We start from the raw sequence: 19,691 nt of genomic DNA on the forward strand, positions 1-19,691 counted from the left end.
TTTGACATTCTATATCTAAAAATTACAATTTTTTAAATCTAATAGCTGTTCCGCCAGCTCCTCCTAATTTTAATTTCAGCGAATCGGATGATTTTACGGTTTTCTTCGAAATTGCAACTGCTTCCGGATTGTGTTTTTGATCTGTTCCTTCGGCATCAGCATAAATCTGAGCTTCGTAATTTGCATTTTTATCTAAAAACGAAAGTGAAACTTCCAGTTCTCTTGGGTTTTCATTTGTGATACTTCCTAAAAACCAATCAGCGCTGTTTCTGTCTTTACGGGCTGTTGTGATGTATTGACCAATTTCTCCGTTTAATACTTTAGTATCTTCCCAATCTGTCGGTACATCTTTTAAGAATTGTAAAGCTGGTTTTCCTTCGTAGTTTTCAGGAAGATCAGCCAGCATTTGAATTGGAGAATAAGTGGTCACATAAATCGCCAATTGCTGACCAACGGTTCCCTGAATTCTTTTTCCCGGATAACCTTGTTTTACCTCAACATCAAAAATTCCCGGTGTAAAATCCATTGGTCCCGAAAGTAATCTTGTAAACGGAATAATGCTTAAATGGTTTGGCGGATTTCCTTCGCTCCATGCATTGTATTCTTGTCCGCGCGCTGCTTCTCTCGAAACCATGTTTGGAAAAGTTCTTCTTTCTCCCGTATCTTTTATCGATTCGTGGTATAAAACAGCCAAATCATATTCTGCTGCTTTTTCTAAAATATATCTGAAATAATTTACTCCAAACTGCCCGAAGTGCATTTCTTTCATATTCAATTTAGAACCTACGTGACCAATTTTTACGGTATGAATTCCCAGTTTTTTGTATAAGGCAAAACCTTCGTCAACTTGTTTTAAGTAATTAATCAGGTTTGAACCTGTTTCATGATAACCGATTAATTCGATGTTCTTTTTCTTTCCATACTCTACAACTTTTTCTAAGTCGAAATTGTCTGCGTTTTTGGTGAAACTAAACATGTGCATTCTGTTTTCATACCAACCCGGCGTCCAGCCTTTGTTCCAGCCTTCGATCAATAAATGATGAAAACCTTCTTTTGCCGTGAAGTCAATATACTCCTCGGCGTGTTTTGTAGTTGCGCCTTGTTTGTCGCTTTCCCAAAAAGTGTATTTTCCAATGTGCATTCCCCACCAAATTCCTAAATATTTATAGGGTTTGAAATAGCTGTTTGTATTTTTTAATTTGTTTGGTTCATTCAGATTTAAAATCAAATAAGAAGTGATTAAATCGGTTGGTTTTTCTCCAATTTGAATTGTTCTCCAAGAAGAAGTGAAGGTATCTTTTACACGAACTTTTACGCCGTCTGACCACGGAACCAAATCGGTTTTAAGTTGTGTTCCAACATTGTTTACCAAAGTTGTACTGGCATAATCAATTAGATTTGCTTCGTGAAAACTCAAGGCTAATCCGCTTTTACTTTCTATTGTAAGCGGGGTTAAAACGGTGTCCAGTTTACTAACCGGTGCTGCTTCAAACAAATATTCGTCGCGGTTTTCTCTATTGGCCGGAATCCACCATGCTTTTCCATCTTCTTTTAAATTAAAAGTCGTTTTTTCATCCATAATGAAAATACTGTCTTTTACATTTTGTTTTGGATATACATATCGAAATGCAACTCCGTCATCGAAAGCTCTAAACTGAATTTCGAGTTTACGTTTGTTTCCTGTTTTTTGCTGTAACTCTACAGATAACTGATTATAATGATTTCTGATATTTTTCTTTTCTCCCCAAACTTGTTCCCAAGTTTCATCAAAAGTGGAATTTTTGACATTTTTGATTTCAAAATTGGTACTGAAATCTTCATTTCCTTTCAATAAAAATCCTAAATCCGATGGTGTAATTACTTCGGTTTTTCCGTGTGAAACGGCATATTTCGGGGCATTTTTTACAAGCTCAAATTTGATTTTATTTTGTCCGTTTGGCGAAGCGAGTTCGTAAGCGTTTTTTGCTTTTTGGCTGTAGCCAATCGAAACTGAAAGTAATAAAGCGGGAAAAATCAGGTGTTTTTTCATGATATTTTTCTTAATTCATTTTTTAATAAATCGGGCGTTGGCAGGGCTTTCACCCGATTTAGAAACTCAACAAAAACTTATTTTTATCCCTTGTTGGGATTGTTTTTTAGGCCACAGATTTCACAGATTAAAATGTTTATTTTTTAATTCTTTGTGTTTATTTTTTTCAAGCAGATTTTTTAATTTTTCTAATCTGTGACTTTTTTTGCCACGAATTACAGCAATTATCACAAATTCAATTCGTGCAATTCGTGGGAAACTTTTTATTTTATCCACTCGGTTTTAAAAGTGGTTTTTCCGTTTAATGGATTTGCAGCTACTTCAAAATTGTTTCCAGTTTTGTTCACTTTTATTTCTTGTACTGCATCGCCTTCTGGTAAAAATACTTTGGCTGTCGCCGAAGTGTTTTTGTCGCTTGCGTAAACTTTCAAAGTCAACTTGCTCCAATCCATATCTTTTGTAGACTGCGCTAAACCGATGTGCGGAATTGCAGTTCCATCTTTGATTAAAACGATAATTGGTATTTCACCCGCTTTGATTTTATGCCAGCCCGATTGATACACTTTTTTAGTTTGGTAATCGATCCAAGTTCCTTCCGGAAGGTAAACGTCTCTTTCTTCAACCTCTTCAAAAAGCGGTGCAACCAACATACTTGAACCAAATAAATATTGATTATCAACTAACCAAGCTCCCGGATCGTTTGGATATTCTACAAATAAAGCACGCATCATTGGCAATCCTTTTTGAGAACTTTCTTTTGCCTGAGCGTAGATATATGGCATTAATTCGTAACGCATATTATCTGCTTTTCTAAATCCTTCCAAGAAATCTTTGCTGTACAACCAAGGTTCGCGAGGCGGTTCTCCGTGGCTTCGTACGTGTGAAGTCAACATTCCGAATGGTGTCCATCTTCTGTAAATGTTCTCAGGAGATTTAGTTGCAAATCCTCCAACATCATGACTCCAAAAACTGAATCCGCTTAAACCTAATGAAAGTCCGCCGCGTAATTCTGCCGACATCGCTCCGTTTGTAGTTTCAGAATCTCCTCCCCAATGTAAAGGATAACGCTGTGATCCTGCCCAAGTACTTCTCGCCCAGATTAACGTATATCCTTTTTCTTTTTGAGTGATTTCTGCAACTGCTTTATTGTATCGTAATGGATATAAATTATGTTCGTAGAAACCGGTTCTACCAGAATGGTAAATTCCGTCTGGCGGAGCAGCTTCTCCAAAATCTACTTTGAAAACGGCAACGCCTTCATCAAATAATTTTTTCAATTTACCTTGGTACCAAGTTACCGTTTCCGGATTTGAGAAATCTAAAACAGCATCTTCGTACGGAAGATTTCCTTTTCTGTCTCTTACGGCTAAATTTTTATCCATGATTTCAGGAAACAAAGTATTCTTTGGCGTGAAATAAGGCAATTGCCAAAGACAAACCTGGAAACCGTCTTTCTTTAAATCAGACATCATTTTTGTCGCGTCTGGGAAACGAGATTTTGCAAACTCGTAATTGTTTCTCCAATCTACATCAAACCAGCCGGTATCGAAGTGAATAACATCTGTTGGGATTTTGTATTTACGTAAATCTCTGGCTACTTCACGTCCTTCTTTTTCAGAGAAATAAGTAATTCTACTCATCCAGAAACCGAAAGACCAAAGTGGTGGCATTGCCGCTTTTCCAGTCAAATTCGTGTATTGGTCTAAGATATCTTTTGGTTCTCCGATAAAGAAAAACAAATCAGCTTCGTCGTCTCCAATGTACATTTCGTTAGCACTTGAAAAGTATTTTCCGAAGTCAACTGTAATTGGTGTTGAATGATGCATAAAAACCCCATAACCACGGCTGCTCATGTAAAACGGAATTGGTTTGTACATGGTTTCATTTTGGATTCCGTTGGCGTCATCCGTCCATAAAACTACTTTTGAACCGCGTTTGTTGAATTGCGTGAATGATTCTCCACAGCCAAATATTTTCTCATCTGGTTCTAAGCTGAAAGCCGCGCCCATACTTCTTGAATAATCGCTGTTTCTGCGAACATAAGAAAACGGAAGTGTGGGTGTATATGTATTTTTAAAATCGGTATCGTGAAGTGTGCTTGTCAATAATTTCCCTTTTTCATCGTAGATTTTTACGTGCCAAGGTTTTGTCAAAATTTCAACTTTTCCGTGTTTGCTTGTATAACTGTGACCGCCTTCAATTTTAGCATATTTCCATAATTCAGGATGATTTGGCGCAACGCCGTCAACCAGCATTAGAGATTCTTTTTGCGGATGAAATTGCGGTCCTGAAGTCGTTTTTATTCTAACTGTTCGATCTGAAACAAATTGAATTTCGAATGGTAAAACAGGAGATTCTGCATATTCAGTTGTTGGAAATTCGTTTGCTTTTTCCACATCCGGTTTCATCATCATGTTGTTGAAAGCCTGACGTGTTTTATAATTGTATCGCAGATATTTGATTGTTCCTTTTCCCGTTGCAGGATCAAAAGAAGCCAATTCGTCTGCGAAATAAAAAGTATTCAGATAATTCTGAAAATCTTTACTGATATCTATTGGAGCATTCAGTACGTCTGCATTTTGGATTTGAGCTGATGCTTTTGGCGTCAAAACAAATCCAAGCATAAAAGCTGAAAACAATGTGGTTAGTGATGTGTTTTTCATTAGTTTAGTTTTTGCATTTCGTTCCTGTAAGGTTTTCAAAACCTTGTAGGTTTACTATTTTTTATTCTATACTTTACTATTTATACCTACAAGGTTTTGAAAACCTTGCAGGAACGTAACTTATTATTCTGCTGTAATTACGATTGTGGCTTGTTTTAGTCCATTCGCTTTAGCAGTCAATTCTAATCTTCCAGATTGATCTCCAGATTGTACAATTACCAGACATTTTCCTGCTAACGCCGTATGTTTATTTCCTTTATACGATTCGTGGCTAACTGGATCACCGCTGCAAACGCCAACAATTTTTCCGTTTCCTTTTAAAGAGAAATTAATTTCGTTATTGGCATTTGGAGCCAAAGTTCCTTTATCATCTAAAATATCAACTGTAATAAATGACAAATCGTTTTTATCAGCTTTGATGGTACTTCTGTCTGCTGTCAGTTTTAATTGAGATGGATTTCCAGCTGTTTTGATTTCTTTTTCTAAAACCACTTTTCCACCTTTACGAGAAATTGCTTTTAAAGTTCCCGCTTCAAAAGGAATTCGCCACATTACGTGTAAATCGTCTCCTTTTTTGCTTCTTTTTCCAACTGATTTTCCGTTTACGAAAAGTTCAACCTCATCAGCTTTATTGTAATAAGCCCAAACATCAACAGTTTGTCCAGCTTTCCAATTCCAATGCGGAAAAATGTGAAGAACGGTTTTATCTGTCCATTCACTTTGGTACATATAATACACGTCTTTCGGGAAACCGGCTAAATCTGCAATTCCGAAATACGAACTGATTGACGGCCATTCGTAAGGAGTTGGTTCTCCGATATAATCGAAACCTGTCCAAATGTACATTCCAGAAAGGAAATCGTGTTTTTTAATGACTTTCCAAGTCGCTTCGTGCGTAGAACCCCAAGGAGTCTGAACCTGATCGTAAGCTGAAACTGTATTTCCAGGATTTCCTCCATCAAATTTTTTATCCCAACTAACTGGCCATTTTTTGATAGTATCTGAAACCGCATCATAATAACCTCTAGTTTGTAAACCTGAAGTAGTTTCGGTTGCGATGAAAGGCGTGTTTGGAAAGTTTTTTAAATGATGTTCGTACGTTTGATGCGCATAATTGTATCCGATTAAATCTAAAACTCCAGATCCTGCAAGCGGATTAATTGATACGTCTTTTTTCTCAAATTGTAAAGTTACCGCATCAATATTCATGTTTACCGGCGGATTCATCGCTGCGGTCAACGGACGTGTTTTATCGTATTGACGCGTAATTGCCGCTAATTCTTTGGCAATTTCAACCCCTTTTTCATTCCATTGTTCCGGAATTTCATTTCCGATGCTCCAAACAAAAATACTTGGATGATTTCGGTCGCGAAGCAATTGATCAATTAGATCTTTTTTGTGCCATTTGTCCCAATCGTTTCCGTAATCGTATTTGGTTTTGGTTTGTTTCCACATGTCGAAAGCTTCATCCATGACAATGAAACCCATTTTATCGCAAAGGTCTAAAAGTTCTGGAGCTGGAGGATTATGAGAAGTTCTGATTCCGTTTACCCCCATTTCTTTCATGATTTCCAATTGACGTTCGATAGCGCGCGTATTAATCGCCGAACCTAACGGACCTAAATCGTGATGTAAACAAACACCTTTTATTTTGACCTGTTTTCCATTCAAAATAAAACCTTTGTTTAAGTCAAATTTAAAATCTCTGATTCCGAAATTGGTTTTGTATTGATCGATGATTTTATCGTCAAGCGAAATTTCGGTAACTGCTGTGTACAATTCTGGTTTTTCAACCGACCATAAAATCGGCGTTTCAACTTCTGCCGATTGTTTTAGGGTTTGATTGGCATTGGCACCGATTGTTATATTTTGAGTAACTGATGTTACTTTGGTATCTTCTTTAAAAATAGTAGTCGTTACAACTGCCTTTTTTTCTTCAGCGTATTGATTCTGAATAGTTGTTTCAAAATTAATCGAAGCTTTTTCTGCTGTAACTTTTGGAGTTGTAATATACGTTCCCCATTGTCCTACATGAAGTTTATCTGTCGTTTCGATCCAGACATTTCTAAAAATTCCTGAACCCGAATACCAGCGTGAATTGGGTTGTTTTGAATTGTCAACCTTAACAATTATTTCGTTGTTTTTATCTCCGTAGTTTAAATATGAGGAGATTTCATATTGAAAACCTATATATCCGTTTGGACGTTTTCCTAAATAATGTCCATTTATCCAGACTTCGCTGTCTTTGTAAACGCCGTCAAAAGTAATAGATGTTATTTTTGTGCTGTCTTCTGCAGCGACTTTAAAAGTTTTTTTGTACCAGCCTAAACCGCCGTTTAATGCTCCGCCTCCATAACCTGCCGGACTTTTTTCGTCAAATTTTCCTTCGATGCTCCAATCGTGAGGCACATCTAAAGTTCTCCATTTTGTTGAAGTTCCAATTGTATCTTTATCGATGATGCTGTCATTAAGATGAAAACTCCAATCTGAATTGAAAGAAACTTTTCGGTTCTCAAATTTTTGATTGTTTGATGTTTCACATGCTGTCAATAAAAGAAAGCCTGCGATTAATAATCCTAGTTTTTTATATGAAGTGATCTGCAGCATTGTTTTGTAAATTTTAAATAACCCGGAAGCAGTTTTAATACTGCTTCCAAGTTATTAGTAAAATGAAATCTATTAATTTTTATGGAATTATATAGTGGAATACAAACCATTCGTCTTTTCCTTCATCATAAGAGGTTCCAAACCAAATACCTTTTTGAAGGAAATCAGTATTATAAGCTTTTACAACTTTAATAACATTGACTGTTGGATTCATCCAGCTTGTCGAATTTTGTATAAGCGTATTACTTCCTAAATTAATTTCATTCTTTGCTTCATCAATTGTAAATAATCCTGTGGTTACTACTCCGTTTTGGCTTCGGGTGTAATTAAGTTTACCTCCAAACTGATCAAAACGAATCCATGAATTATCTGCTGCTTCTGCCCAGTCATCATTCCATCCCCAGTTGTAAGAACTATTAGCATCTGTTGTCCATCCTTTTCCTTTTCCTAACCAGTCAATCGGATTACCTTTTCCGTCTAAACTCCAAACTCTTCCTGCACCAACTCCTCCGGTAATCATTTTTAATAATTCGCCTGAAGCAAAAGTTGGGTCAAAACCTTCATCGTAAGTTGGTCCTGTAACAGGCGGTACATAACTGTCTGCATATTCTTTTGAAACAAAGTTCCAGATATACCACCAAGGTCCTTCGCTGTTGGTTCTTAAAATGGCAATTCTTAACTGGTTTTCAGTAAGTTTTAAGATCTTGATGTTATTATTCCAATTACTTGCGTTTGCAATATAATTGTCTGGTCTTAAAATTGTTGCTCCTGTTGTAGTTAAAGTATGCGTATTAATATCTAAGAAATAAGTACCGCTTTCTTTAAGTGTTCCGTCAGCTTCATGAACTTTCATAAATGGCCCTCCTTCAAGGCTGAAAGTCATTGTTCTTCCCCAGTGCATATCTGCATCTGTACTTGAATTTGCATTACCTTCAGGTTCCCAGTTTGGCGTAAAGTTGTTCCATTCAACTGGTAATTCTGGTTTATTTGGATCAGCAAAAGACATTGCTCCAGGAGCCATTCCGTATTTACCATTGTCAGCAATCCAAACTTTTTGTTTTCCTACTCCTCCAGACAAGGCCGTCCAAAGCGGATCATTAACATAATTTAAATTATCCTGACTTACAGTTACGGTTACAGGATCTAGTTCTACAATTCCGCCTCCGGTTACAGCTGAGATTTTTATCGTATAATTTCCTTTAAAGGCATATTGTACAGTTTCTACCGCTTTGTCTGATTTTCCGGTTACATAATCCCAATTTAGCACAACTCCCGGAGTTGTATTTTTTAAGATTACGGTATTTCCTCCCGGATCTTTTACTAAATCCTGAGTGATTTCAAAATGTATATCCGATTTATCTAGCGCACCGTCTAAAGAATAACTATCAGGCGAACAAGATGATACCAGCATTGCCAGCATCAAAAATGATGTAATTAATACTTTTATATTTTTCATTTGTTTCTTTTTTAGTTAAAATTACCAGCCTTCATTTTGTTTTAAAACTCCATTAGATAATGTAATCTGCGTATTCGGAATTTGCTGTAATCCTTTTGTTTTTTGGATATTTCCTGCCGAGATAGTTTTTGCAGTTTGTGTTCCTCCATTAAGCAGAGTAGTAGATTCTGCAATAGTTGAAGACGCTTTGCTGATTCCCTGACGCAATAAGTCCCAATATCTGATTCCTTCAAGCGCAAATTCTAAATGTCTTTCGGCTATAATATTATCAGCGGTTACAGGAAGAGGCGTGTAACCCGTTTTATAAGCTCTTTGTCTTACTTGATCAAAATAAGCTTGTGCATTTCCGCTGCCTAATTCTGCTGCCATTAAAAGTACATCAGCATATCTTAACACAACATAATCCTGAAACTGGCCAATATCCCAAAACTGGCTTCCCAGAGTTAAAGGCAGGTCTTTTCCATCTTTATCAACCATTGGAGAATACTTTTTGTTGTAGTAACCGGTGTATTCACGTTGATTGTTTATTTTATCAAATGGTATTTTTTCTTCTGTAATTCCAATAATCGATGCTGTACGTCTTGTATCATTAGCTGCATAAGCATTCCATAATTTAGAATTTACAGTAACTCCCCAGCCTCGTCCGTATGGGTAAGATGAAAACTCTCTCATTCCAAACATTACCAGCCAATGGTTACTATCTGTGTTTCCATCATAATCACTTGTATAAGTATATTTGATAGAAAATACTATTTCTTTGTTGTTCTCTCCTGCATATTTTTCTACAGAAGCAGCCGGCCAAAGCGTTGAAAAATCATCTAATAAACCATGTCCGCTTAATGCCACAACATCTTCTATATGAGCCAGTGCTTGTGCTCTAGTCACTACTCCTGCTAAATCGGTTTTACCATAATATCCAGTATAGTATAAATAAACACGTCCAAGCAAAGATTTCGCTGCCCATTTTGTAACACGTCCGCTAACTGTAGCAGTGTAAGCAGATGAAGGTAAGTTTTCTGAAGCAAAAACTAAATCTTGTGCAATTACTTTATACACTTCTTCAGGTGCTGCCTGAGGAACATTTTCAGTTGAAGGCGCTGTTAATAATGGAATATTCCCCCATAAACGCACCATTTCAAAATACAGGTAAGCTCTGATAAATTTTGTTTCAGATTCGTATGTATTTCTTAAAGCAGTATCACCTTTCCAGTCGATTTGATCCAACTTAGATAATAAAACATTACAACGATAAAGTGCTTTGTAATAAGCAATCCAGTTATCATTATACATATCGATTTCAGAGGGAGCACGAGAAATATCGAACTCATCTATTGCTGCATAATCGTATTTATCTGAATTACCGGTTCCGCCAAAACAATCATCAGACATTATCTCGCTTGTTACCGGAACTCCTTTTCCAGAAGCTCCTGTAGCCACCTGCATTCCGTCATAACAACCTACCAGAGCAGTATAAGCATCATCTGTAGTTTTATAAAAGTTGGTATCTGTTTGTTGTGTCAAAGGTTCTGTTTCTAAACTGCAAGAACCAAGAGAAAGTAAACTCAAACAGAAAATATATAAATAGGTCTTTTTCATTTTTTTAATTATTAAAGTTTAACATTTAGACCTAACATAAATGTTCTTGGTCTTGGATAGTACCCCACATCAACCCCTGATGAAAACTTTTGATCATCATTTGAAGAACCAAATCCTATTTCTGGATCCATTCCGTCATATTTCGTAAAAGTGTAAAGGTTTAATACTGAGAAATACACTCTAAACTGACTTGCAAAAAATGGTTTTGATTGTTTCATTTTTGCTAAATCAAATCCTAATGTTACGGTATTAATTCTTAAGAAATCACCGTCCTGAACGTATAGATCTGAAAACTGCGTAAAGTTTCTGTTATCTTCAGTTACTCTGGGCATTGTGTTTGAAGATCCTTCTCCATGCCAGCGGCTTAATATTGCAGATGTATAATTTCCATAAGCATTTGCCTGATTTCTGTACGATTGTACAATTTGGTTTCCTGCTACTCCATTTGCATTAAGCGAAAAATCGAAAGCTTTGTAGTTTGCTGATAAAGAGAAACCATAAGTAAAATCAGGATTTGGATTTCCAATACTTGTTTTGTCTGAAGCATCAATTTTATCGTCTCCGTTTGTGTTTACATAAATAATATCTCCAGGAGCTGCGTTTGGCTGTAATACCACTCCGCCTGCTGATTTGTAGTTATCAATCTGTGCCTGATTCTGGAAAACTCCTCCAGTTTTATATCCCCAGAAATATCCTAACGGATGTCCGTTTTCTGCTCTGTAAAATTCACCTGAATTATCATAAAGTTCACCATTCAATCCATGAATGATTCCGTCCGCATTTGGTATTTTTCCAACTGTATTTTTGTTGTACGCACCATTTGCACTTACGCTGTAATTGAAATCTCCAATTTTATTTTGGTAATTTAAGCTTAACTCCACCCCTTTGTTTACTACATCTCCACCGTTAATAAATGGTGCATCGGCACCGGCAGTTGCTAAAATTGGAGCCAGAATCAACCAGTCTTTATTTGTTTTTTTATACACATCAAAGTTTACACTTAATGCATTGTTTAAAAATCTGGCATCAAAACCAAGGTCAATTTGTTCTGAAGTTTCCCATTTTAGGTTCGTATTGGCTAAATTTTCAAGATAAGCTCCCGGTGTAAGGATACCTTCTTTATCTCCAAAACTATAATTGGTAGTATTTGATTTTACAAGAGACAAAAATTGAAATGATCTGATACTTTGATTACCAACCTGACCCCAGCTTGCTCTTAATTTAAGGAAGTTTATTGCTTTTGAATCTCTCAAAAATTCTTCGTTTGAAACAACCCATCCTCCAGATACTGATGGGAAATACCCCCATTGATTACCTGCAGCAAATTTTGATGAACCATCGGCTCTAAGGGTTGCATTTAACAAATACGTTTCTTTGTAGTTATAGTTTAATCTTCCAAAATAAGACATTAATATATTTTCGAACTTATTTCCTTTTAATATTATTCTTGCACCATCCTTGTTCGTAGTATTATCTAACCAAGCATGTTCTAAATCATTAAAAACAGAATCAGCATTGGCTACTTCCATTAAAGTTTTGTCGTACTTAATATAAGAAGTTCCTAATAAAGCTTCAAAGTGATGATTATCGGCTACATTAAATTTATACGTTAATAAATTGTCCCAGTTAATACTTTTACTCTTATCCATATTTTGAGTAACTCTATCAGAAGTTCTGTTTGCATAAATTGATAAATTATAAACAGGAAGATAAGAGTGGCCTTCGTTAACATTATAGTCAAGACCCAATGTAGTTCTAAAAGTCAGGTTTTTGAATGGCTGAATCTGCAGATAAACGTTTCCTAATAATTTTTGATTATTGCTTTCATTCTGGTTGTTGTAAACCATTAAAGCATAAGGATTTGCTACACCAGATAACCACGCTTCTGTATTATTTGAAGTATTGTAGTAATCACCATTTGCATCGTACATTGGCAATAAAGGGGTTGCCTGAAAAGCACTTCTTAATGAATTGTTGTATTGATTTCCAACGCCAATTCCATTTTTATCAACATAAGCAAAACTCAAATTTTCTCCTATTGTAAGAACATCTTTGTACAATTTATGTTCTGAATTGAATCTGAAATTGTAACGTTGGTAGTTAGATAAATCTTTTCCGCCCACTACACCTTCCTGACCTAAATAAGACAATGAAGTAGAATAAACAGAGGTCTCTGAACCTCCAGATGCACCAAAAGAGAAGTTTTTAGTTGCTGCATTATCAGTCAGCATTTTGTCCATCCAGTTTGTTCCAGAACCCATTCCGGCAATTTGTGCATTCGTAAAATAAGGGCTTTTGCCAGAGTTTACAGCTGCTTCGTTTAAAATAGTAGCGTATTGAGTTGCATCTAATAAATCTACTTTTCTCGAAACTGACTGAACACCATAATACTGATCAAATGTTATTTGTCCTGTTGCACCGCGTTTTCCTTTTTTTGTAGTTACCAAAACCACCCCGTTTGAAGCCTGTGAACCGTAAATCGCAGCCGAAGCAGCATCTTTTAAAACAGAAATAGATTCGATATCTGAGTTATTCAAATATGAAATATCTCCTGTAAGGATTCCGTCAACCACATAAAGCGGATTGCTTCCTGCGGTAGAACCTACACCTCTAATTACAACATTCAAACTTTCTCCCGGTTGTCCAGAAGTAGAAGTAATTTGAAGTCCGGCAGCTTGTCCCTGCAATGCCTGAAGCGCATTTGTAGTGTTGGTTTTGGTTAAACTTTCACCGCTAACCTGAGTTACAGCATTGGTTACTAAAGTTTTCTTTTGAGAACCGTACCCAATAACCACAACTTCTTTAAGTTCTGAAGTTTCTTCTTGTAAAGTAACCGTAATTGTTTTTTGAGTTCCTACGGTTACTTTTTGAGTTTTAAATCCAATAAAAGTAAATACAAGCACATCGCCTGTTTTTGCTTCTATTTTATAATTTCCATCAAAATCAGTGGCGGCACCAATTTTGGTTCCTTCTACTGCAACAGTCGCTCCGGGAATTCCCATTCCGTCAACAGCCGATATTACATTTCCACTTACAGATCGGGATTGCGCCTGAGCAAAACCCGACTGTAACATAAATAAGCTAAACAACAGCGTCGTACAAAACGAGAACACGGTTGTTTTCATACAATCTTTGCTTTTCATAGTAAATAAGAGTTGGTTTAAATTTAAGTTAGTTACGGTTTTTATTGATTAAAGTGTAAGTTACATAGAGAATGGTTTGTAGTGAATCATCAAATTATTTAAAATAGTTTCGACTGATTTTGTTTAGCATAAAATGGTTCTTTTAAAACTTATAGTCATACTGAACTTATCTTATGGTAAATTTGACTACAAGTGTAAAACTTTTTTTCTATTTTAGCAAAATATTAAGGTTATTTTTTTTTGATTCTGATTTATTGAGAGGTCTTTTTAGCAATACAACAAGAACTCTGACTAAATGGAAATAAAAGTTTCAGAAAAAACTTCCAATTATATTTTTGACTATCAAGCATTTAAACAAAAGAGAATTGTAGAATCATTTTTTTAGTAAAATTTAAATCACTGAATGTCAATTTTTTGCTTTGTTAAAAAAATATTAAGTAATCAAAAAAGACAGTTATGCATTTTATTTGTTTAATTTGTCAAAATTTATTTCGCACATGGATAATAAAGTAGATGCCGAATCTGTTGCAAAAAGCGAACAAAATGCAATGAATGCAATCACCATTGACTGTGTTGTTTTTGGTTTTGATGAAGGAAGTCTTGAAGTACTTTTGGTGCAGCACGCAGAGGGTATTAGTAAAGGAAAATGGGGGCTTCCCGGCGGATGGATTTATAAAAAAGAAAGTACAGATAGTGCCGCGCATCGTTTATTGAATGAACTTACCGGTCTTGATAATATTTATCTGGAACAGCTTAAGGCTTTTGGAGATCCTGATCGTTTTCCGCTTCGACGTGTTATTACTATTGGGTATTATGCTCTTGTAAAAAGAGAAGATTATAATATTAAAGCCGGTTTTACAGCCTCTGATGCCAAATGGTATAAGATCAACAGTATTCCGGATTTAATTTACGATCACAACGAAATTTTATCTTACAGTATACAAAATCTTCGTAACCGCGTTCGTCAGGCTCCAATTGGATTTAATTTACTGCCGGAAAAATTCACCTTATTGCAATTGATGCATCTTTATGAAGAAATCCTAGGAATTGAAATGGACAAATCTAATTTCCGAAGAAAAATTCTGCATATGAAATTATTGGTGGCTTTAGATGAAAAACAACAAGATGTTTCACACAGGGCTGCAAAACTTTATAAGTTCGATCCGGATATTTATAAGAAACTGACTGAAAAAGGATTCAATTTTGAATTTTAAAAAACGCTTATAAAAGCATAAAATGGCAATATCATCATCTAAAAAAAACTCACAAACAAATAGCAGCATTGCCGCGAATACTGTAACGCCCGAAATTGACGGCATTTCTGTGGACTGCGTTATTTTTGGTTTCAAAAAAGAAAGCCTCGAAGTTCTTTTGGTACAACATGCCGGAGGAGAAAGTGAAGGAAGCTGGGGATTACTTGGAGGCTGGATGAAAAGAGAAGAAAGCGCCGATGATGCCGCGCAACGAATTCTTTATGAGCTTACAAGTCTTGATAATATCTATCTAGAACAGTTAAAAGCCTTTACAAATCCAAGCCGTGTTTTAGATCGTCGTATTGTAACCATAGGATATTATACGCTTATAAATCAAGAGGATTATGATGTAAGGACAAGTCTCGATGTACGAGAAGCGAGATGGTGCAAGATTAAGGAAATTCCTAATTTAATATTTGATCATAACGAGATTTTAAATTTCAGTTTACTGCAGCTTCAAAACCGTGTACGACAGGCACCAATTGGTTTTAATCTTCTGCCGGAAAAATTTACTTTGCTGCAATTGATGCATTTGTATGAAGAAATTCTTGGAATTGAATTGGATAAATCCAACTTCCGAAGAAAAATTCTGCACATGAAATTATTAGCCGCACTTGATGAAAAGCAGCAAGATGTATCGCATAGAGCAGCAAAACTCTATAAATTTGACCCTGATATTTATAAAAAATTGACTGAAAAAGGTTTTAACTTTGAGTTTTAAAATACAAAAGAGGTATCAATAAAAGTTGATACCTCTTTTTTTTATACTAATTGTCTCTCACTATAAGCAAGTCAGGACACAGGTATAACCGTCGAGCATAGGGTAAGAACTTCCCTGACAACCCGTTGCAACCAAACCGTATCCTGAAGCACAAATGCTTTTAGGAACAGTAAATCTGCCCACAGGCGTTACGCCGCCTGTAATGTTTTTCATTTCCTCATTTGAAAGCCTGCCAAATTTAGCGGCAAGCAGCATGGTTTGTTTTTTCATAATTTGTTGGGGTTTAATTAGTAAATAATAAAAACTCAGTTATTTCATTCCAGGATCTATCTTGTGCACAGATAAACTCTAGGAAAAATAATTAAAAACCAAAGTCGACTAATCTTATGGTAATAATGACTACAAGTATAATCATATTTGGCTAAACCGACAATTATTCGCACAAAATTTACAAATTTATCAGCTAAAATTCATTTTTGATATTTTTTTAATAAACAACCATTCAAACAAGTCTATTAATAAAAACATTCTTCAACTTTTTTTCTCAAAGCCAGGTGCCGTTTAAAAAGCAATTGACAAGTTGAGGCATTGAAAAACAGCTTTTTGGCATCAAATCCCAAAATCCTGTAACTAAATTCCAGAATCCAAAACTTTGCGTTATCTTTGCCCCTTAATAAGACGCGTTAAAGCAATTGCTACAGCGCGCTTTACATCAAAAAAAATACTTAAAAACTCGTTAGAGAACTGATATATTAAAATGAAGAAGATTCGTAACTTTTGCATTATTGCACACATTGACCACGGTAAAAGTACACTGGCAGACCGATTATTGGGCGCTACTCAAACTGTTACAGCTCGTGAAGAAAAAGCACAATTGCTTGACAACATGGACTTGGAGCGCGAGCGCGGTATTACCATAAAAAGTCACGCCATTCAAATGGAATACACTTATAAAGGTGAGGAATATATCCTGAATTTGATTGATACTCCGGGACACGTTGACTTTTCATATGAAGTTTCGAGATCTATTGCTGCCTGCGAAGGTGCACTTTTGATTGTCGATGCGGCACAAAGTATTCAGGCGCAGACTATTTCTAACTTGTATTTAGCTTTAGAAAATGACCTTGAAATTATTCCGGTTTTAAATAAAGTAGACTTACCAAGTGCTAACCCAGAAGAAGTAAGTGACGATATTATTGATTTATTAGGATGTAAATTAGAGGATATTATTCACGCTTCAGGAAAAACAGGTTTTGGTGTAGAAAATATTTTAGCAGCGATTATCGAAAAAATACCTGCTCCTAAAGGAAATCCTGATGAACCGTTGCAAGCTTTGATTTTTGACTCGGTTTACAATCCGTTTCGCGGGATCGAGGTAATCTTTAGAGTTGTAAATGGTGAAATCAAAAAAGGGCAAAAAATTAAATTCATGGCCACTGGCAATGAATATTTTGCTGACGAAATTGGAACTTTAAAATTAAATCAAGTTCCTAAAAATGTAATTTCCAGCGGTGATGTTGGTTATTTAATTTCTGGAATTAAAGAAGCCAAAGAAGTAAAAGTTGGAGATACATTAACAGATGCTAAAACGCCAACTACCAATATGATTACCGGTTTTGAGGATGTAAAACCAATGGTATTTGCCGGAATTTATCCTGTTGATACTGAAGATTATGAAGATTTGCGTTCTTCTATGGAGAAATTGCAATTGAATGATGCTTCGTTAGTTTTTACACCTGAAAGCTCTGCAGCGTTAGGTTTTGGTTTCCGATGCGGATTCTTAGGAATGCTTCACATGGAAATTATCCAGGAACGTTTAGAGCGTGAGTTCGACATGACGGTAATTACTACGGTTCCTAACGTTTCGTACTTAGCTTACACCAAAAAAGATCCTGAAACTGCATTTGTAGTAAACAATCCTTCTGATTTACCTGAACCTTCTCGTTTAGATAGAGTTGAAGAACCTTTTATAAAAGCAACAATCATTACAAAAGCTGATTTCGTAGGAAACGTAATGAGTTTGTGTATTGAAAAACGTGGTCAAATTACAAATCAAACGTATTTGACTACAGAAAGAGTTGAATTGAATTTTGATATGCCATTGGCCGAAATTGTATTCGATTTTTACGATCGTCTTAAAACAGTTTCTAAAGGTTATGCTTCTTTTGATTACTCTCCTATAGGAATGAGAACTTCGAAATTAGTAAAACTGGATGTTCTTTTAAACGCACAGACTGTTGATGCACTTTCTGCATTGATTCACGAAGATAACGCTTACAACATCGGTAAAAAAATGACCGAGAAATTACGTGAATTAATCCCAAGACAGCAATTTGATATTCCGATTCAGGCGGCAATTGGAGCTAAAATTATCGCACGTGAAACGATTAAAGCACTTCGTAAAGACGTTACCGCAAAATGTTACGGTGGAGATATTTCGCGTAAGCGTAAACTTCTTGAAAAACAGAAAAAAGGTAAAAAACGTATGAGACAAGTAGGAAACGTAGAAATTCCGCAAGAAGCTTTTATGGCTGTTTTGAAATTGAATGACTAGTTTTTTTTAGAGAATAGAAGAAAGAACAAGAATATAGACTAAACCCGATAACGAAAGTTGTCGGGTTTTTGTTTAGATTTTCGCAAGTGTTTTTAAAACATTAAATTATAAATCTTTGCTTTCCTTTTTCAATTTAGACACTACATATTTTACCAGAATTGCCGGACCGAAAGAAACAAATGCTGAGATTATAACTCTAACTAAGTCTGCTTCTACATTTTGCAAACAAGACCAATATAAAAATGGCATCATAACAGCCCCAATAACAAATCCTGCAATAGCAAGTAATCGTTTCTCTGGGAATCCAAAATAGCCTGATACAAAAGCCAATGCCACCGGAATTAAAGTTAAAAACAAATTGTTTTCTCCCAACACTGTATTAAAGACAGACGATATTATCATAATCGCTCTGAAAAATTCCTTTTTATCACTTGCTTCTTTTGCTTCTTTTACTTCATTTAAAAACTCATCTTTAAAACCAAGTACTACATTACTAACCAGCAAATCTGCAATATCAGGATGATATCCCAATCTTATTAAAGTTTTTATTTCATACTCACTGTCAAAAGTACCATTTCGCATTCTGTTTCTTAACTCTACTATCTGATCAATAGATAATTTATTATGCATTTATCATTCTTTTTAATTAACCAAAAGTATCAAAAAACAATAATTAATTTGACAATAAAAACAATTGCAATTTTGTTTTTTCTACATTAAAATCTAACCGTATTTATTACTCTTTATGTCCAAATAACTTATTCTATTGAATATTTTTATTCAAGTAGAGAACTTATCTGCAATAAAAAAAGTTAAAATACCTGCCAAAATAAACAGGTAAATACTTATAAAAAAGTAAGAATATTAACTCAATAGCTTCTTTTTTAATGCATATGCTTAGTATTCTTAGATGTTTTAGCATTAAAATATAATTTTAATCCTACAACTTTTAAAACTAATATTATGAAAACTAGATTTTTTATTATTTTATCAATGCTTACTTTTTCATTTGCAAATGCTCAGCAAGACGAAGTCGATTCTGAAATGAATTCTGCAAAAGGTGTTACCTTTCAAAAAGGGGATATGATTCTCGAAGGTTCTATAAAAATCAGTACTGGAGGCGAGAACGATTATTATGGATTCAGCCCAAAGTTTGGTTATCTATTGAATGATAAATTTGCCGTTGGAGCAAAAATAGATTACTCCAGCAATAAAGAAGAAGCAACTGGAATTAAAACCAATGTGTTTGGAATTGGAGGTTTTGCACGTTACTATTTCTTAGAATTAGACAAAAAGCGTTTAAAAACTTATGCTGAAGTTGGTTTGGGCTTTGGAAGAAATAAAATTGACACACCACTTGTTGGCAGCGATACAGACAACAGTTTAACTGCTGATATTAATGTGGGATTAAATTACTTTGTTACCAAAAATATCGCAGTAACTTTTGTTCTGGCAAATGTTTTGGCTTACAATAGTGTTTCTCCGGAAAATGGTCCATCATCTGATACTTTTCAATTAAATATCAATTTATTTGAAAATATCTTTGATCAGCCTCAATTTGGAGTTTTGTATAGATTTTAGATTCACACAGAAATCAAAGTTTAAAAAAACTGTCTCAATTTGGGACAGTTTTTTTATTTCTTTAAGCAGTAAACCTTTGTAACTTTGA

General features: G+C 35.3%; 12 protein-coding genes. 4 read left to right on the forward strand and 8 right to left on the reverse strand.

The genetic code is table 11. The features are described from left to right. Positions 1 to 22: 22 nt before the first annotated feature. The 6 genes from L1276_RS16500 to L1276_RS16525 all read right to left on the reverse strand — a co-directional run bounded on the left by L1276_RS16500 (position 23) and on the right by L1276_RS16525 (position 13,476). Positions 23 to 2,029 (reverse strand): glycoside hydrolase family 97 protein, encoded by a 2,007-nt coding sequence (locus L1276_RS16500; RefSeq protein WP_253789636.1) that lies wholly within the window; start codon positions 2,027 to 2,029, stop codon positions 23 to 25. A gap of 263 nt (positions 2,030 to 2,292) precedes the next feature. Further along, the gene (locus L1276_RS16505; RefSeq protein WP_253789638.1) at positions 2,293 to 4,692 is read right to left on the reverse strand and encodes an alpha-xylosidase; all 2,400 of its coding nucleotides are present in this window, start codon (positions 4,690 to 4,692) and stop codon (positions 2,293 to 2,295) included. A 123-nt stretch (positions 4,693 to 4,815) separates the two neighbouring features. Beyond that, complete coding sequence (locus tag L1276_RS16510; protein ID WP_253789640.1) at positions 4,816 to 7,299, reverse strand: glycoside hydrolase family 2 TIM barrel-domain containing protein; 2,484 nt, start codon at positions 7,297 to 7,299, stop codon at positions 4,816 to 4,818. Between the two features lie 79 nt (positions 7,300 to 7,378). Next, entirely contained in the window at positions 7,379 to 8,755 is a 1,377-nt protein-coding gene (locus tag L1276_RS16515; protein ID WP_253789642.1) for a hypothetical protein, read from the reverse strand. Positions 8,756 to 8,776: 21 nt separating this feature from the next. Continuing rightward, positions 8,777 to 10,351, reverse strand: coding sequence for a RagB/SusD family nutrient uptake outer membrane protein (locus L1276_RS16520; RefSeq protein ID WP_253789644.1), 1,575 nt, complete (start codon positions 10,349 to 10,351; stop codon positions 8,777 to 8,779). A gap of 11 nt (positions 10,352 to 10,362) precedes the next feature. Beyond that, on the reverse strand, positions 10,363 to 13,476 hold the full coding sequence (locus L1276_RS16525) for a TonB-dependent receptor (RefSeq protein ID WP_253789646.1): 3,114 nt from the start codon (positions 13,474 to 13,476) through the stop codon (positions 10,363 to 10,365). 515 nt (positions 13,477 to 13,991) lie between these two features. Between L1276_RS16525 and L1276_RS16530 the strand changes: the two genes are divergently transcribed. After that, positions 13,992 to 14,708, forward strand: a complete 717-nt coding sequence (locus L1276_RS16530; RefSeq protein WP_253789648.1) for an NUDIX domain-containing protein — start codon at positions 13,992 to 13,994, stop codon at positions 14,706 to 14,708. Positions 14,709 to 14,730: 22 nt separating this feature from the next. After that, entirely contained in the window at positions 14,731 to 15,468 is a 738-nt protein-coding gene (locus L1276_RS16535; protein ID WP_253789650.1) for an NUDIX domain-containing protein, read from the forward strand. A 60-nt stretch (positions 15,469 to 15,528) separates the two neighbouring features. On the opposite strand, the gene L1276_RS16540 is transcribed toward L1276_RS16535, so the two are convergent. Next, on the reverse strand, positions 15,529 to 15,738 hold the full coding sequence (locus tag L1276_RS16540) for a hypothetical protein (protein ID WP_253789653.1): 210 nt from the start codon (positions 15,736 to 15,738) through the stop codon (positions 15,529 to 15,531). Between the two features lie 487 nt (positions 15,739 to 16,225). On the opposite strand from L1276_RS16540, the gene lepA reads away from it, so the two are divergent. Next, positions 16,226 to 18,022 carry a translation elongation factor 4 gene (gene lepA, locus L1276_RS16545; protein WP_095953833.1) on the forward strand — a complete coding sequence of 599 codons (1,797 nt, stop codon included), beginning with the start codon at positions 16,226 to 16,228 and terminating at the stop codon, positions 18,020 to 18,022. 105 nt (positions 18,023 to 18,127) lie between these two features. On the opposite strand, the gene L1276_RS16550 is transcribed toward lepA, so the two are convergent. Then, complete coding sequence (locus L1276_RS16550; protein WP_253789655.1) at positions 18,128 to 18,652, reverse strand: hypothetical protein; 525 nt, start codon at positions 18,650 to 18,652, stop codon at positions 18,128 to 18,130. A gap of 333 nt (positions 18,653 to 18,985) precedes the next feature. Between L1276_RS16550 and L1276_RS16555 the strand changes: the two genes are divergently transcribed. Beyond that, the gene (locus tag L1276_RS16555; protein WP_253789656.1) at positions 18,986 to 19,603 is read left to right on the forward strand and encodes an outer membrane beta-barrel protein; all 618 of its coding nucleotides are present in this window, start codon (positions 18,986 to 18,988) and stop codon (positions 19,601 to 19,603) included. Positions 19,604 to 19,691 lie beyond the last annotated feature (88 nt).

This window comes from Flavobacterium sp. HSC-32F16 (assembly GCF_024171645.1).
Taxonomy (GTDB): Bacteria; Bacteroidota; Bacteroidia; order Flavobacteriales; family Flavobacteriaceae; genus Flavobacterium.

Bases quoted from the DNA above. Each gene is read 5' to 3' on its own strand.
- L1276_RS16500 (WP_253789636.1), bottom strand. From the start codon at position 2,029: ATGAAAAAACACCTGATTTTTCCCGCTTTATTACTTTCAGTTTCGATT.
- L1276_RS16505 (WP_253789638.1), bottom strand. From the start codon at position 4,692: ATGAAAAACACATCACTAACCACATTGTTTTCAGCTTTTATGCTTGGA.
- L1276_RS16510 (WP_253789640.1), bottom strand. From the start codon at position 7,299: ATGCTGCAGATCACTTCATATAAAAAACTAGGATTATTAATCGCAGGC.
- L1276_RS16515 (WP_253789642.1), bottom strand. From the start codon at position 8,755: ATGAAAAATATAAAAGTATTAATTACATCATTTTTGATGCTGGCAATG.
- L1276_RS16520 (WP_253789644.1), bottom strand. From the start codon at position 10,351: ATGAAAAAGACCTATTTATATATTTTCTGTTTGAGTTTACTTTCTCTT.
- L1276_RS16525 (WP_253789646.1), bottom strand. From the start codon at position 13,476: ATGAAAACAACCGTGTTCTCGTTTTGTACGACGCTGTTGTTTAGCTTA.
- L1276_RS16530 (WP_253789648.1), top strand. From the start codon at position 13,992: ATGGATAATAAAGTAGATGCCGAATCTGTTGCAAAAAGCGAACAAAAT.
- L1276_RS16535 (WP_253789650.1), top strand. From the start codon at position 14,731: ATGGCAATATCATCATCTAAAAAAAACTCACAAACAAATAGCAGCATT.
- L1276_RS16540 (WP_253789653.1), bottom strand. From the start codon at position 15,738: ATGAAAAAACAAACCATGCTGCTTGCCGCTAAATTTGGCAGGCTTTCA.
- lepA (WP_095953833.1), top strand. From the start codon at position 16,226: ATGAAGAAGATTCGTAACTTTTGCATTATTGCACACATTGACCACGGT.
- L1276_RS16550 (WP_253789655.1), bottom strand. From the start codon at position 18,652: ATGCATAATAAATTATCTATTGATCAGATAGTAGAGTTAAGAAACAGA.
- L1276_RS16555 (WP_253789656.1), top strand. From the start codon at position 18,986: ATGAAAACTAGATTTTTTATTATTTTATCAATGCTTACTTTTTCATTT.